The following is a 15401-nucleotide window of genomic DNA, read 5'->3' on the forward strand; positions in this document are numbered from 1 at the left end:
TTATTATCGCAATTGTCTTGCGGCCTCAACAAGATTTGCAAGGCTCTTTTCAGTTTCTTCGTCACCCCGGGTTTTAAGTCCGCAGTCAGGATTTACCCAGAGCTTTTCTTTCTGAACTTTTTCGAGCATTTTTTCAAGGGCGCTTCGGATTTCCTCAACAGACGGAACCCGCGCTGAGTGAATGTCGTAAACGCCCGGTCCAACTTCAGTCCTGAAATTTGCTTCTTTGAGGGCATCAAGGATTTTAAGGTCTGCCCGGCTGGCCTCGAATGTGATTACATCCGCATCCATGGCATCAATATCTCGGATAATGTCGTTGAATTCGCTGTAGCACATGTGGGTATGAATCTGAGTCTCAGGCTTTACCTTTGCGTGAACAAGCCGGAAAGCCGGAATTGCCCAGTCCAGATATTCCTTGTGCCAGTCCGAGCGGCGGAGGGGAAGCTTTTCCCTCAGGGCTGCCTCGTCAATCTGAATGATTTTAATTCCGTTTTTCTCCAGGTCGAGGACTTCATCTCGGATTGCAAGGGCAATCTGCTGGGCCTGTTCCTTCAGGCTGATGTCCTCGCGCGGGAAAGACCAGTTCAAGATTGTGACAGGGCCGGTCAGCATCCCCTTTACGATTTTCTTAGTCTGCTTTTGGGCAAAAACCGACCATTCAACGGTCATAGGCTCGCGGCGGCTGACATCGCTCCAGATAACCGGCGGCTTAACACATCGCGTTCCATAGCTCTGAACCCAGGCATTCTGTGTGAAAATGTAACCGTAAAGCTGGCTTCCAAAATATTCAACCATGTCGTTGCGCTCAAATTCTCCGTGAACAAGCACGTCAAGTCCGAGTTTTTCCTGCAGGGCAATGCATTCTGCGATTTTCTTCTGATTAAAGGCCACATACTGGTCTTTTGAAATGCTTCCCTTTTTATAGGCGGCACGATTTGCACGGACTTCCTTTGTCTGAGGGAAGGAACCGATTGTCGTGGTCGGGAAAAGCGGCAGTTTAAAGGCCTCATGCTGAATTTTTTCCCGCACCTCAAAATTAGGCTTACGAACGAAGTCTTGCTCCTTAAGTTCGGAAAGGGCTTTCTGCACGCCCGGAGTCCTGTAAACCCGCTCGATTGAAAAAAGCTTTTTATTTTCTTCGAAGGCTTTTTCGTCACCGGCTGCAAATTGGCCAAGCTCCACTAGTTTTTCTTCTGCAAAGGCAAAGTGTTTTTTGATATCGCAGCTGAGTTTTTCTTCGGCCTGAGTTGTGTAAGGAACGTGAAGAAGGGAACATGAGCTTGAAATCACGATATTCTCTTCAGAGACGTATTTTTTGATTTCAGCAAGGAGAGCGGCCTGCTTTTCGAAATTCGTCCGCCAGATGTTTTTTCCGTTCACAAGGCCTGCAAGAAGCAGGGTATTTTTCGGGAAGCCTGATTTTACAAGCTCCAGGGATTTTTTTCCTTCCACAAAGTCAAGACCGATTGCATCGAAACCAAGGGAAGAAATTTCTTCGTAAACATCACGCACATCACCGAAATATGTCTGCAGGGCGATTTTGATTTTTGACTGAGCCCGGATTTTGGAAATCAGTTTTTTGTAAATTGAAGTGAAAAGAGCCTTTTGAGAATCCGAAACGTCGAGAACAAGAGCAGGCTCCGCAAAAGTTATCCATTCAGCCCCGGCCTCTCCCAGCGATTTTGCAAGCAAGGCCAAAGCATTTACCGCTTCTTCTGAAAAATCCCCGGCCTTTTTCGAGCCAGTGTAGTTTGCCAGAGTCAGAAAAGTATAGGCTCCGATTAAAGAAGGGACCGTCTTAATTCCCTGGGATTTTGCCTCATTGAATTCAGAAAGAACCTTGTTTTTCTCAGAAAGAGCGATTTTTGTCTCGTCGGAAATTTCCGGAACGATGTAGTGGTAGTTAGTGTTGAACCATTTTTTCATCGGCAGGGCCTTTACGTCTCCCGCCTCCCCCTGATAGCCATGTGAGACTGCAAAATATGTCTCAAGCGGAGAAAGAGAAAGAGCCTTGTAGCGCTCGGGAATAGCCCCCAAAAGAAAAGCCGTATCAAGCATGTTGTCGTAAAAAGAAAAGTCATTTGACGGAATGAAGGAAATGCCGGCTTCAGCCTGCTTTTTCCAGCCGTAAGAGCGGATTTCTGCTCCAGTTTTTTCAAGTTCCTCAGCCGTTATTTGACCCTTAAAGAATTTTTCACTTTCGAATTTAAGCTCGCGATTTTTTCCGATTCGTGGGAATCCGATTACCGATGTTTTTAGTGCCATATTATTGCCTACCCCTTTACTATGTTATTTTGGAAAGTATACGATTTTACAGAAATAATGGGAAATACTATTTTTATCGTTTTGGCAATAGTTTTAAGCTATGGTGATTTTTTCTTTTTTCTGCTATCATCAGGATATGACTTTACAGCAGTTGAAATACGCCGTTGCAGTTGCGGACAGCCAGAATATTACCGAAGCCTCACACCGGGTTTTTATCTCTCAGCCCAGCCTCACGGCCGCAATCCGGGAACTTGAAAGGGAAATGGGAATCACGATTTTTTCCCGCTCCAACAAAGGAGTCACGGTCACAAACGAAGGAAATGAATTTCTCTCCTATGCAAGGCAGATTCTGGAACAGACCGCCCTGCTCGAAGACCGCTTCAAAGGCGGCAACGGCGGAAGTTCGATTTTTTCCGTAAGCTGCCAGCATTATTCATTTGCGGTCAATGCCTTTGTCGACCTGATCAAAAAATTCGGCGGCTCGGAATATGACTTTACGATTCGGGAAACCCAGACCCACGAAATTATTGAAGACGTAGCCCACTTAAAGAGCGAAATCGGAGTCCTTTACACTTCAAAGCGGAACGAAGACGTAATTTTAAAACTGATAAAAAAGAACAACCTGCAATTTGAGCCGCTTTTTACCCGGCCCCTTCACGTTTTTATCTCCACAAAAAATCCCCTCGCAGCCAAAAGTGAGATTTCCATTTCAGACCTCGCCCCTTTTCCCTATCTGACTTACGAGCAGGGCGATTTCAATTCATTTTACTTTTCCGAAGAACCGCTGACCGAAATTGATTTTGACTGCCCCAAGAACATCAAGGTCAGGGACAGGGCGACACTCTTTAACCTTCTGATTGGTCTCGACGGATATACGATTTGTTCAGGAATCATTAGCCACGAACTGAACGGAAAAGACATCATTTCAAGGCCGCTGGCAGTCAACGACAGCATGACAGTCGGAATCATCACCCGCAAGGGCGTGGTTTTGTCACGATACGCAGAATTTTACGTCGCAGCCTTAAAAAAGCGGGAAGATTCTCTATAAGAAGTAAGTTTTCATCATTCCCTTGCCCTTTACATCGATTTCAGTATTTTTGCTGTACTGATAGTGACTTGAGGTCTGGGCTTTTGTCGTTTCAGTAACGTGGATTCTCATCGGAAGACCGGTGCTTTCCATTCGGCTTGCGACATTAACCGTATCGCCCCAAATGTCGTAAATGAACTTTGTCTTTCCGATTACGCCTGCAACGACCGGACCTGAATTGATTCCAAGCCTGATTAAAAGTTTGACCGGCGACTTTTCGTTGAAAGCGCGGACGTCGTCCAAAAGACCTTTGGCAAAACGAATCATTTTGAAAGCGCCGTCGTTGAAATCTTCTTTTGTGAGGCCGGTTGCCGCCATGTAAGCGTCTCCGATAGTCTTGATTTTCTCGATTCCCTCACGCTTGGCCCGCTCATCAAACATCGTAAACATTTTGTTGAGCATGGTGACGACTTCTTCCGCCGTCATTTCGCCGCTTATCTTTGTAAAGCCGACGATATCTGTAAAGAGGACGGTGACATTCGGATATTCCTTAGCTATCGTGCTGTCCGGGTGAGCCGTGAGTTCTTTTGCGATTTCCTTTGGCAGAATGTTGAGCAAGAGGTTTTCTGAGCGGTTCTTTTCGGCTTCAAGTTCCTTGGTGCGTTCTTTAACCGTGCGCTCAAGTTTTTTGTTTTCTTCCTCGACCCGGATAAGTTTTCCCTCAAAAAGCATGACAGTCGTTGAAATAATGAAAACAACGAAAAGAAGACCCAGGAAGCTGTCAAAAATCTTGTTGGTCAGAGGCTTTAAAATGCTGGAATAAGTGAAGACGATTTTCTGCTCAAGCGGCTGATAGTCGTGCGGAGTGTACATGATACAGCCGAAGCCCAGGCTCTTTAGCGGAGTGATTGTGTAAAAATCTACGCCGTGAATGTTTTCGACGTCATCCTTATGGGGTTTTTTGACATTTAAAGCACCGTCTGCAAGAGAGAAAGTTCCGTTCCATGGACCCGGATCTACAGAACATCCTTCTGGAACAAGAATCTTGAAATTCCAGTCAGTGATTATTGTACTGCTCATGTTGTTGAAAATAATGCCGTCGAACTGGGCACCCGTCCTGTCAGGATCCCCTTCGTCAACCCAGTGCTTATCTGCGTTTCGAATAAAAGTCAGGGAAACTGATTTTGACGAGTCGTTCTCTGAATAAGGCTTTTCGATGGTCAAAGTCTTTTCCGGCAAAGAAATGCCCTTGATTGAGACGATTACAAGAATCAAAAGAATGCCGCCCAGACTTATTGAAAGAGTCTGCCAGAAATGATTTCTAACAACCCTCTTTCTTGACTGGATTGAAACGCTCTCACTTTTATAGACCGGACTCTTAATTGTATTTTCCCGCTGGCCTGAATAGAATTCAAGCTCCATCAGTTTCAGTGAAGAATAGAAAAGATGCAGGGCACCCAGACCGAAGAAAATATCTACCCAAGGGAATCCGTAGACAAGGAGAAGCAAAATTATGCCAATCAAAGGAAGAAAGAAGTAAAACAAAAGGGAAACAAAGACATTTTTTGCAAGTTTTTTACGGTTTTGCAGGAACATTGTAAATGAAATGAGACCCGGCAAAAGTCCCAGGGCAACGCTTAATGGATAAAAAGTGCTCCTGTGGTAAATATTGTTTTCGTCAAAATAATAGAAGAAATTCGTAAACTGGCTGATTACCGTAAGGACAACCCCAAAAAGACAGAAGAAAAAGACAATAAAAAGCTGAACCGGAATGCCCCCTTTAATAGAAGCTTTCGGCCGCAAAAGCAGGGTTAAACTTAAGCGTGACTGCTTGATAAATTCACAGATATGGAAAGAAAAGAAAAGAGAGATTGAAGCATTACAGAGGAAAACTAAAAAATTGCTGAGGCGAACCATGTAGTAGCCAGTCGTGCTTGTATTTCCCCGGAAACAGTAAGCGAGAGCATCGGAAAGGAGCAAGAAGCCCGTGAAAAGTTCAATAAAGATGAGGGTACGCCTGCCGTTTTGCTTTAACTTATGCCCGGACCACAAAAATATTCCCGCCTGAAAGCAAAAGAAAGAAAGAAAACCGAGAGAAAGAATACTGATAATTCTTGTAAAATCAGTCATGTTGTAACCCCTGATATATATTTTTTGATATATTATACACTCTGCCTTTTCGCAAGTTGTGCAAAATAGCCGTTTTTAGCCATAAGTTCTTCGTACTTACCCTGCTCAATCACTTCGCCGTCTTTCATCACATAGATTTTATCGGCATTGATGATTGTCGAAAGCCTGTGGGCGATTATGATTCTGGTGACTTTAAGCTCATCCAGACTCTCCCGGACCACCTGCTGGGTAAGATTGTCGAGGGCACTGGTAGCCTCGTCAAAAATCAGAACGCCCGGCCTGCGGATAATCGCCCTGGCAATGATGAGGCGCTGCAGCTGACCGCCTGAAAGTGTCGCACCGCCGGCTGGAATCATCGTGAACATTCCCATGGGCATTTCCTCGATGTCCTTGTCGAAGGAAACTTTCCTGGCAGCTTCCCAGGCATCTTCTTCCCTAAGGCCACTGCTTCCAAGTATGTTCTGCAAAACCGTTCCCTGCAAAACCGTATCATTCTGCAATACAACGCCAAGCTGACGGCGGAGGGAACCGATATCGACAGCGGAAATATCCTGGCTGTCATAGAAAATCGCGCCCGACTCAGGTTTTTCAAAACCCAGAAGCATACGCATGAGGGTCGACTTGCCCGCCCCGCTTGTTCCGACCACGGCCACGAATTCTCCCTGCTTTATGCTCATGTTCACATCTTTTAAGACCAGCGGAGAATCCGGAGAATAGCGGAAATTTAAATGGCTGATTTCGATGTTTCCCTTGAGCCTGTCAATCGGCGGCTTGGAAGATTCAAATTCCGGCTTGGCATCAAGAATCGGCTGGATTCTCTTTGAAAGAGGAACGACCTTGCGGATTTGAAGAAGGGAAGATGCAAGGCCAAGAAAGGCTCCCTGAAATGAAGAATACGAAGTCAAAAATGCCATGAAGGTTCCGGTTGTGAGGGCGGAAATTGCCTGCATCCTTACGCCACGGCCATACAAATAATAGAAGATAATGCACACAATCATCGGATAAATCGCATTAATCAGTGAACTTACGATACCGACAAGGCCCAGCCTGTAGCTGACTTTAGTCTGGCGGATATATTCATTGGACCACTGGGCGAAAAATCGTTTTTCAGAATGAGAATTTGAGATTTTTTCGATGCCGTTCAAAAACTGGTGCAGCATACCCTGAATTTTTCCCTGGCAGTCAATCAGAATTTTCTCCCATTTGTAGGTAAGCCAGCAGAAAACAGCTGAAATCAAAATCGGGAAGATGCAGAATAAAATGCCCCATCTGGCAAAATAGCCGGAAAATCTGAAGCACTGAATCAAATAGACAAAGCTGAAAATGAAATTCATGAAGACCGAAAGAACGATGTTGAAAATCGCCTTGCGGATTTCAGTAATTGTTATGGTGCGGGCAGCCAAGTCACCCGAAGAAAAGCCCTTGAAAAAATCAACCGGCAGCTTTAAGAGCCTATCCATGAGTGCCACTTCCAAATCGCTGTCGGCCATTGTTTCCATCCTCATGTTGGCGAAGTATTTTGCCAGCTCGCCAATCATCGAAGAAATGTTACAGAAGAAAACGAGGACACAAATCTGAATCGCCTGAGTTTTTGCCGCTTCCGGGATAACATTGTCAATGAAAGTCCGCGTAATCAGAGGCGTGATGAGTCCAATCAGAGTGCACAAAAGCCCGATGACGACAAAACGTGCAATGTCCCGCCTAATGTCCATGAGAACGAAGCGGCAGATTGTCTTAATCGAGATTTTTTCTTCCTTTATGTTCTTGTAGGCCATGATTGCAATCGGATAAACCTGTCTTGCATTGCTTTTTGTGACAGGAATCTCGACATTGTTGATTGGGTCAATGATTTTATAGCCCGAAGAATTTTTGTTCTTTATTAAAGCGACCGGAACAAGAGAAGCGGAAGTGTCATTTTCGCAGGAAATATCGATGTTGCCGTTTTTTTTGTAAAAGCCGATTAAGTGGCCGTTGTCTTCCTGATACCATTTTTCGCGGAGAACGACTTCACGCACTCGCACGGTGTTGTCCCGGGCAAGCTTTTGTACGCCGCTCTTTGTAGGCTCATAGCTTTTGTCCGGCAGCTGGTGGATTGAAATTCCGCCCATATTTCTGGCGACAATTTTAAAGACCTTGACGACAGGGAAGTCATCAGGGCGGAAAATATTCGTTTCCCTTACGTTTTTATTTACAACGGAAGAAATATTGGCAAGCGCATCAGAAAAAGCATAATCAGCCGTCTTCTGCTGCTTCATTGAGCGCAAATTTTCCCAGGCAAAGCCAGTCTCAATATCGATGATGATGTTTTTCTGCCATTCCCCAGCCTTTTTTGCAAAATCCGGGTCAGTCGTCTCAGTAAATTCGACTTCGGTGCCGTTCGTTCCGGCAAGAATGATGTTGTATTTTTCGTTGCCGGTGATATTTGGAAAGGACTCGCCCTCGCCGAAATTGGCAATCGCATGGCGGGCCCCGGTCCGTCCGTCGTGGAGTTTTTTTACAAGGAAGAGATAGCCGTGACCGTGAAGGACTTTGATTTCATGAGCCGAGCCGTCCAGAGTGAGGATATTCGTGTTGTTGATTTTGTAGATGCCCTTGTCCATTTTACATCGTCCTGACCAGTTCGCTGTAGATTCCGCCCTGCTCCATCAGTTCTTCGTGACTTCCCCGCTGAACTATATTTCCGTGGTCGAGCACGATTATTTCGTCTGAGTCGCGGATTGTTGAAAGCCTGTGTGCGATAATTATGCTGGTGCAGCCACGGCGGCGTATGTTCTGGTCAACCTTCTGCTCGGTGATTGCGTCCAGGGCACTTGTGGCTTCGTCCATGATTATGATTCTTGGGTTTGTGGCAAGAGCGCGGGCAATTTCAAGCCTCTGCCTCTGTCCGCCGCTGAAGTTCCGGCCGCCTTCCCTGACCATTGAAAAATATCCGCCCTGGCGCGAAGTGATTACGTCGTGAATGCAGGCATCCTTAGCCGCCTGAATGTAAACTTCTTCGGGAATAGTTGAGTTCCACATGGTGATATTGTCTTTGATCGTGCCCTCAAAAAGCGAGATGGTCTGATTTACAACGGAAACTGAGGCCGCGAAAACCTTGCGCTCAATCTCGCTCAAGGGCTTTCCGTCAAACAAAAGCTCGCCGCTCCACAAGGGATAAGTCGCGCTGATTAATTTGCCAATTGTGGACTTGCCGCTTCCTGTCGCTCCAACCAGTGCGATTCGCTTTCCAGGAGTGAATTCAATGTTGAGGCCGTTAATCAGGGGGGCTGCCAGCGGTGAATAGCCGAAAACTGCATTTTTTACGGAAATATATCCGTCTAATTTTCTTATTGGTGCGTAAAAAGCCTTGATTGCTCCAGAATTTTCTCCCTCCTGCCCCTTCTTTTTAAAATCATCCTTGAAGATTTTGGGAGTGGGGTATTCCATTACGTCATCGATTCGCTGCATGTCAGCATTTGCAGAAAGCAGGGAAGCCCCCAGACTTAAAAAGGAATTGATCGGCGAGGCGAAATTTGACTGCAAAAGCTGAAAAGCCATGAGCATACCGATTGTAAGATGACCGTCCATAACCCGCAAGGCTCCGATTGACATAATCAGAATGCTCTGAATCTGAGAAACAGTCTGCGGTAAAATTGAATTGGCCGTGTTGCTCCTTAAAAGCCGCTGATTTTCCATAATCACCTTTGCCTGCTGGCCCGACCACTGCATGAAATAGTCATTTTCGGCACCAGAAGCCTTGAGCGACTCAATCATTTCGATTCCGGACATGGTGATACCGCTGAGCTTGCCCCCTTCCATTTCGATTTTAAATGATTTGTTCTTGACCCGCTCGCTGGTAACTTTAAAAATCACAAGGACCAGAAAAGTAAGCAGAACAGAAATCACCGTGAGGGGAATATCATACATCAGCATTAATATAAGGAAGAAAACTGAGCTGAAAAGATTAATCACGACCCCGATAAGCTGATTTGAAATGAGGCTTGCAATTGAGTCACAGGAAGAAATGCGGTTACAAAGTTCACCCGGCAGTCTCTGGACGAAAAACTGCATCGGCATCCTGAAAATCTGGTTGATGAATTTTGAAGCCGAAGAAAGACTGAGCCTGACCTGAAAGCGCATCAAAACCGAATTCTGAATCGCCTGCAAAACCGTCGAAACCACGCAAGTGACGGCCATTACGACAAGGAGAGGCTTTAAAAGATTCATTGAATTCTTGACTAAAATTTCATCGATAAAAAAGCGTGAGAAAGTGGGATAAACAAAACCCGGTATAAAATAGAAGAAACTTAAAAATCCCAGGAAAGTGAAGATTGAAGCAAGACCGCCAAGCCTTTTTTTGAGCCTGTTCCAGACCTTGGGCTTTTCTCCGCTCGGAACGAAATTCGGCCCAGGAAAAAAAGTGAGCACGACGCCCGTAAAGGATTCGTCAAATTCATCCAAATCGACGGAACGCCTGCCGAGAGCCGGGTCATTTATTACAACAGAATGACGCTTAAATTTTTCGTAGACTACGAAGTGATTGAAATTCCAGAAAATTATGGCAGGAGCCTTCAATCCACGAAGGACATCCACCTCCATTTTAAAACCCTTTGCTTCCAGTCCGTAGTGTTTGGCCGCCTTAATCAAATTGCTGGCCTTTGTTCCATCTCGTGAAACACCACACTCTATGCGAAGTTCTTCCAGGGAGACATACTTTTTATAATAAGAAAGAATCATCGAAAGACTTGCCGCGCCACATTCAAGGGCTTCCATCTGCAAAACCGTAGGGGTCTTCGTCTTCCGAAAAAAAGGGAATTTCATTTTTTAAGTATAATTCAATTCTGAAATAATGTCACTTAAAAAAAAGAAAAGCCAAAGCACTGAAAATATCTTCTGAAATCAAGGCAGCACAAATGAAAACTGCAACCGCAATCAAAACGGATTTCCAAAAATGTTCCTTTATACAGGAAGTGAATCTTTCTTTTGTAAAGCCGAACTGAGCCTTCAATTCTTCGGCATCAAGATCCGGGTAAATCTGGTGAATGGCAGAAAAAGCGATTTCCGGGCAGGAAGAAGCCTCAACTACCATTGAAATTCTCTCAACATCAAAATTGTACTGAAACTCTGAAATCTTTTCTTTTTTAAGGCCAGCCTTTACCAAAGCCGTTTTTAACTGAAGGTTTGTCATCATTAGCTCCGTATATTTATTTATACGAAGGACTTTGGAAAAAGGCTAAAGATTAATTAAATTTTCCAGGCATCAGCAAGTTTTTTTGCTTCTTCGTAGGGATTTTCTGCACCTGCAACTGCTGAAACAACGAAGAATCCCGCAACTCCGGTCTCCTTGAGGGGCGCAATGTCATTGAGCTTTACGCCGCCACCAACGACAACTGGAAGGGGACTTTTCTTTCCAAGCTCGGCAAGTTCTGCGAAAGTCCTTGTGATGACCTTGCCAGTCTCGTCCATTCCGCAGTCAGGTTTTGTGGCTGTCTCATGAACAGGGCCTGCACCAAAGTAGTCAATTTCTGAAATGTCAGTCGTCTGAACATAATCAATCAAGTCTTTTGTCGGGGCAGAAAGACCTATGATTGCGTCCTTTCCTAAAAATTTGCGGCAGATTGAAACCGGAATGTCGCTCTGACCGACGTGAAGGCCGTCAACCTTGATTCCCATTTCGCGGGCTGCAAGAACGATGTCCAGCCTGTCATCAACAAGAAGGGCGACTGTATCAGATTTGCCTAGCTTTGCAATTGCATCTGCTGACTGGCGGCAGTCTTCAATCATTTCAAGTGCGCTGGCAGTTTTTGAGCGGATCTGAACACAGGTAAAGCCTGCGCGAACGGCGTCCCCAACGATTTCTGCAACCGGGCGGTCATTTGTGTTTTCTCGTCCAACAACAAGATATGCGCTTACGTCTACTTTCATTTTTTACTTCCTATTTTTTAATGTGAGATTCCAGTCTGTCAAGTTTTCCATTCATTGTGTCCGTGTAGCCAGGGCGGATGTCCATTTTCATGATTACTTCGGTCCGGATTCCTTTTTCGGCAAGAACGAAAGTTGCCTTTTTAACGACTTCCATAACCTTGTCGTACTCGCCCTCGATTTCGGTGAACATTGAAGTCGTTTTGTTGGGCAGGCCAGACTCACGGATGACTTTTACGACCTCGGCAACATATTCAGAAAGTTCGTCTCCAACTCCAAAAGGAGCAATCGCAACTGCAATCAGTGTATTCATATTTCCTCCAGTTTTTAAATCTTTATTTCAATTCAAAAGGATTGTTTGCAACGTCTTCTGCCGAGGCAAGATAAAGCTCGTCCAGGAAAGCGACCTGGAAAGAAGCCGGAGCATTGACTTTAGCCTCTGCCCTCTTTCCTGCAAGATTGTAAATCTGAGTAGCAGTCAAAGCCGCGATGAAAGGAGAAGCGACGCCTGCATAAACGGCACAGACTCCGCCAAGAGAACAGCCTGAACCCGTGATTTTTTCCATGAAGTGGGAGCCGCCCTTACTGTAAACGACATTTTCGCCGTCCGTGACCAGATCTTCGATTCCGCTTACGGCAACGGCTCCGCCAAGTCCGCCGCGCTTTTCGTTGATGTATTTTGCAAGAGCTTTTGCGGCATTTTCTGCATCATTTACGCTGTCAACAGTATCAACGCCTTTTGGTCCCTGAGAAGAAGTCGAAAGCTCAATTCCCCAGAGTTTTGCCAGCGCGATGACTTCAGAAGCGTTTCCACGGACAATCGACGGCGGGAATTCCTTAAAGCCTGCAAGCAATTTTGTGCGGAGCGAGCCGATTCCGATTCCGACAGGATCTAAAACCCAATTCTTTTTAAGCTCGAAAAGGCGTTTTGCAGTGCGGGGAAGGGATTCTTCGTAAACCGGGAACATGGTTCCGGCATTGATGTAGACTGCGCTTCCGACCTCTGAGACGAATTCTCCCTCGTCTGGAAGATAGACCATTGCAGCCGAGCCACCGACGGCGAGCTGGGCATTTGCAACAAAATTGATTGTAACTGTGTTTGTGATTGAAGGAGCGAGGGGCTTTTGCGCGCGGACGGCTTCTACAGACTCTTTGACTTGCGATTTGATTTGAGATTCGGTCATTTTTAACTCCAAAAAATAAAGCCCGCCGTGAAAGCGGGTAAAATTCTTTTGACCGAACTTGCTCCCTTCCACAGTGTTAGCTGACAGGTTCATAGGGTTTTGCGTCGTTACGCTATCTCAACCCGTTAGGAAAAATCCGCCGGGTTCCCCTGCAATGCATTTATATTAGCTAAAATATGGCTTTTAGGCAAGCAGGCCCACTTGAACTTTTTTTTGCAAATCACTATTTTTGAACGCATACACTCATTTTGCATCATCTTGAGGGCACCGCCTGATGATGCGCTGTTTTGGAGGAATTATGAAAACAGCACTTACAATCGCAGGAAGTGATTCTTGCGGAGGCGCCGGAATTCAAGCGGACATCAAAACGATGACTATGAATGGCGTTTATGCCATGAGCGCAGTCACCGCATTGACAGCCCAGAACACGACCGGCGTCACAGACATCATGGAAGTCACCCCCGATTTCCTAAAAGCACAACTTGACGCCGTAATCACGGATATTTTTCCGAACGCCGTCAAAACCGGAATGGTAGCATCCAGCGAGCTGATCAAAACAATCGCTCAGGCCATTAAAACTTATTCGCTCAAAAATCTTGTAGTGGATCCGGTAATGGTCGCAACGAGCGGTTCAAGGCTCATCTCTGAAGAAGCAATCGAAACACTCAAAAAAGAACTTCTTCCGCTCGCAACCGTAATCACCCCCAACATTCCGGAAGCAGAAGTTCTTCTTGAAAAGGCAGGTCTTTCCGGCATGGACTCAAAAAGCCTCAAAATCACCAGCGAATTTGAGATGGAAGAAGCAGCCCGCAAAATCCACGAAGCATTCGGCTGCTCTGTTCTCGTAAAGGGCGGCCACAACGTAAATGACGCAAGCGACTTCCTCTACGGCAAGAACGAAAAAGGCGAAATCGTCGCAAAATGGTTCAAGGGCAGAAGAATCAACAATCCCAACACGCACGGAACAGGCTGCACCCTCTCAAGCGCAATCGCGGCAAATCTTGCAAAAGGCGAAAGTCTTGAAAACGCCGTTGAAAAAGCCAAGGAATACATTTCAGGCGCACTCGAAGCCATGCTGGACTTGGGCAAAGGAAGCGGCCCTTTAATGCACAACTTCATTCTAAACAAATAATTAAAAAAGGAAATTTATCATGAACAACAAACAGACCTCTGTATTTAATAACGCTTTGATTTGGTTCGGCGCAGGAGTTTCTATCGCCGAAATCATTACAGGAACATACTTTGCACCACTCGGATTCGCAAAAGGCACTCTCGCAATCCTTCTCGGCCATTTAATCGGCTGTGCCCTTCTCTTTTTTGCCGGCTACATCGGTGGAATTGCCCGAAAATCTGCAATGGAAACCACAAAATTCAGTTTCGGCTCATGGGGAAGCAAATTCTTCGCGCTCTTGAACGTCCTTCAGCTGGTCGGCTGGACAGGAATCATGATTTACGACGGATCTCTCGCTGTAAACGAGATTTTTTCATTCGGCAAGTGGATTTGGGCTTTGGTAATCGGAGCATTGATTGTCCTCTGGATTATAATCGGAATCACAAACCTGGGAAAACTCAACGTAATCACAATGAGCCTTCTTTTTGTCCTCACCCTCGTACTCTGTAAAATCATTTTCTTCGGAAAAAGTCTTGCAAGTCCGGCACTTGAAGAAGCTATGAGCTTTGGGGCTGCAGTAGAACTCGCCGTTGCAATGCCGCTTTCATGGCTGCCACTCATCTCAGACTACACCAAGGAAGCCGAAAAACCATTCCGCGCAACTCTTGCCAGTGCCTTGATTTACGGAATCGTTTCATGCTGGATGTACATCATCGGCATGGGCGCCGCAATTTTCACAGGCGAAGGTGACATCGCACAGATTGCCGTAAAATCAGGACTCGGAATCATCGGTCTTATCATCATCGTTCTTTCAACAGTAACGACAACCTTCCTCGATGCATTCAGCGCAGGAATTTCAGCAAAAACAGTCTTTGAAAAGCTCGACGGAAAAATCACAGCCGTAGTAGTCGCTCTCCTCGGAACAGCAGGAGCAATCCTTTTCAACATGGACAACATCACCGACTTCCTGTATTACATCGGCTCAGTTTTCGCCCCGATGATTGCCATTTTGATTGCAGATTTCTTCGTAGTCAAAAAAGATTCTTCTGCAAAAAAAATCGACATCGCAAAAATCGTCATCTGGCTCGCAGGTTTCGCCGCCTACCGCTTCCTGATGCGCGTTGATTTCGTCCTGGGCTGCACGGTCCTCGACATGGCCATCACATTCGCCCTCACACTGATTTACGGAAAACTTTCACACGCAAGAAAATAAGGCGTAACAAATTTTTATTCGCGAAAAGGCCGGTAATCCCGGCTTTGCGCCCTTCCGCACTTCCTATAGGCTATGCAATAAAAAAAATCATAGCGGCTCTTCTTCCTGATGTATATGCTGTTCAAGGGATGAAATTGTATTATCTGGAACAGATTCTCTAGACTTCTGGCTTGCGCAGAACATTCAGCATTCCCTTAAATGCTATGACCGGGGAAATCACTTCCGAAACCTGATTGATTTATATAAAAAAGACGAGGCAAAGCGAACAGATTTTTTGGATACTTTCGATGCAACAAGAGTGACCAAGAAGGAGGCGGAATCCAGTTTAAAAAGAAAAAAGCCGGCGGCTTACGCGCCCGGAGCTCGGCTCCGGACGAGACTCGCTCAAAACGCTTCTCAAGCGTTTTGACGGCTGCGCCGTCGCTCCCTACCTACTTTCCCCCGGCTCCCGGGGCTTATCAGAAGATTTTTTTATTTTAAAAAGAAAAAGCCGGCGGCTCCCTACTTTCCCCCGTATCGGAGTATCATCGGCGCAGGGGTGCTTGACTTCCGTGTTCGGAACGGGAACGG

The 15401-nt window shown here is 45.8% G+C and carries 11 protein-coding genes and 1 rRNA gene; 3 read left to right on the plus strand and 9 right to left on the minus strand.

Annotated features, from left to right (window positions below; genetic code table 11):
* Positions 1-3: 3 nt before the first annotated feature.
* The gene (gene metE / locus HNP76_RS12835) at positions 4-2265 is read right to left on the minus strand and encodes a 5-methyltetrahydropteroyltriglutamate--homocysteine S-methyltransferase (protein ID WP_184661165.1); all 2262 of its coding nucleotides are present in this window, start codon (positions 2263-2265) and stop codon (positions 4-6) included.
* A 136-nt stretch (positions 2266-2401) separates the two neighbouring features.
* Here metE and HNP76_RS12840 point away from each other — a divergent pair, with 136 nt between their 5' ends.
* Positions 2402-3313 carry a LysR family transcriptional regulator gene (locus HNP76_RS12840; RefSeq protein ID WP_184661167.1) on the plus strand — a complete coding sequence of 304 codons (912 nt, stop codon included), beginning with the start codon at positions 2402-2404 and terminating at the stop codon, positions 3311-3313.
* Here the strand turns inward: HNP76_RS12840 and HNP76_RS12845 are convergent.
* Genes HNP76_RS12845 through thiM form a run of 7 tightly spaced genes read right to left on the minus strand, consistent with a single transcriptional unit; the run spans position 3308 to position 12507 of the window.
* Entirely contained in the window at positions 3308-5422 is a 2115-nt protein-coding gene (locus tag HNP76_RS12845) for an adenylate/guanylate cyclase domain-containing protein (protein ID WP_184661169.1), read from the minus strand. The two genes, HNP76_RS12840 and HNP76_RS12845, sit on opposite strands and share 6 nt — an antisense overlap.
* 32 nt (positions 5423-5454) lie before the next feature.
* Positions 5455-8022 carry an NHLP bacteriocin export ABC transporter permease/ATPase subunit gene (locus HNP76_RS12850; RefSeq protein ID WP_184661170.1) on the minus strand — a complete coding sequence of 856 codons (2568 nt, stop codon included), beginning with the start codon at positions 8020-8022 and terminating at the stop codon, positions 5455-5457.
* 1 nt (position 8023) lies between these two features.
* Positions 8024-10222 (minus strand): NHLP family bacteriocin export ABC transporter peptidase/permease/ATPase subunit, encoded by a 2199-nt coding sequence (locus HNP76_RS12855; RefSeq protein ID WP_184661172.1) that lies wholly within the window; start codon positions 10220-10222, stop codon positions 8024-8026.
* 31 nt (positions 10223-10253) lie between these two features.
* Entirely contained in the window at positions 10254-10589 is a 336-nt protein-coding gene (locus tag HNP76_RS12860) for a hypothetical protein (RefSeq protein WP_184661174.1), read from the minus strand.
* A 56-nt stretch (positions 10590-10645) separates the two neighbouring features.
* A complete protein-coding gene (locus HNP76_RS12865) occupies positions 10646-11326 on the minus strand; it encodes a thiamine phosphate synthase (RefSeq protein WP_184661176.1) in 681 nt (226 codons plus the stop codon).
* Positions 11327-11336: 10 nt separating this feature from the next.
* Positions 11337-11636 carry an MTH1187 family thiamine-binding protein gene (locus HNP76_RS12870; protein ID WP_184661178.1) on the minus strand — a complete coding sequence of 100 codons (300 nt, stop codon included), beginning with the start codon at positions 11634-11636 and terminating at the stop codon, positions 11337-11339.
* Between the two features lie 22 nt (positions 11637-11658).
* Positions 11659-12507, minus strand: a complete 849-nt coding sequence (gene thiM / locus HNP76_RS12875; RefSeq protein ID WP_184661180.1) for a hydroxyethylthiazole kinase — start codon at positions 12505-12507, stop codon at positions 11659-11661.
* Between the two features lie 298 nt (positions 12508-12805).
* Here thiM and thiD point away from each other — a divergent pair, with 298 nt between their 5' ends.
* Positions 12806-13639: a bifunctional hydroxymethylpyrimidine kinase/phosphomethylpyrimidine kinase gene (gene thiD / locus HNP76_RS12880; protein WP_184661182.1), complete on the plus strand. Its 834-nt coding sequence runs from the start codon at positions 12806-12808 to the stop codon at positions 13637-13639.
* A gap of 19 nt (positions 13640-13658) precedes the next feature.
* Complete coding sequence (cytX, locus tag HNP76_RS12885) at positions 13659-14831, plus strand: putative hydroxymethylpyrimidine transporter CytX (RefSeq protein ID WP_184661184.1); 1173 nt, start codon at positions 13659-13661, stop codon at positions 14829-14831.
* A 488-nt stretch (positions 14832-15319) separates the two neighbouring features.
* Here cytX and rrf read toward each other — a convergent pair.
* Positions 15320-15401, minus strand: a 5S ribosomal RNA gene (gene rrf, locus HNP76_RS12890); the annotation flags it as partial.

Source organism: Treponema ruminis (assembly GCF_014201975.1).
In the GTDB taxonomy this organism is placed as follows: Bacteria; Spirochaetota; Spirochaetia; order Treponematales; family Treponemataceae; genus Treponema_D; species Treponema_D ruminis.

Coding starts and splice junctions, on each gene's coding strand:
- metE (WP_184661165.1), bottom strand. CDS start 2,265: ATGGCACTAAAAACATCGGTAATCGGATTCCCACGAATCGGAAAAAAT.
- HNP76_RS12840 (WP_184661167.1), top strand. CDS start 2,402: ATGACTTTACAGCAGTTGAAATACGCCGTTGCAGTTGCGGACAGCCAG.
- HNP76_RS12845 (WP_184661169.1), bottom strand. CDS start 5,422: ATGACTGATTTTACAAGAATTATCAGTATTCTTTCTCTCGGTTTTCTT.
- HNP76_RS12850 (WP_184661170.1), bottom strand. CDS start 8,022: ATGGACAAGGGCATCTACAAAATCAACAACACGAATATCCTCACTCTG.
- HNP76_RS12855 (WP_184661172.1), bottom strand. CDS start 10,222: ATGAAATTCCCTTTTTTTCGGAAGACGAAGACCCCTACGGTTTTGCAG.
- HNP76_RS12860 (WP_184661174.1), bottom strand. CDS start 10,589: ATGACAAACCTTCAGTTAAAAACGGCTTTGGTAAAGGCTGGCCTTAAA.
- HNP76_RS12865 (WP_184661176.1), bottom strand. CDS start 11,326: ATGAAAGTAGACGTAAGCGCATATCTTGTTGTTGGACGAGAAAACACA.
- HNP76_RS12870 (WP_184661178.1), bottom strand. CDS start 11,636: ATGAATACACTGATTGCAGTTGCGATTGCTCCTTTTGGAGTTGGAGAC.
- thiM (WP_184661180.1), bottom strand. CDS start 12,507: ATGACCGAATCTCAAATCAAATCGCAAGTCAAAGAGTCTGTAGAAGCC.
- thiD (WP_184661182.1), top strand. CDS start 12,806: ATGAAAACAGCACTTACAATCGCAGGAAGTGATTCTTGCGGAGGCGCC.
- cytX (WP_184661184.1), top strand. CDS start 13,659: ATGAACAACAAACAGACCTCTGTATTTAATAACGCTTTGATTTGGTTC.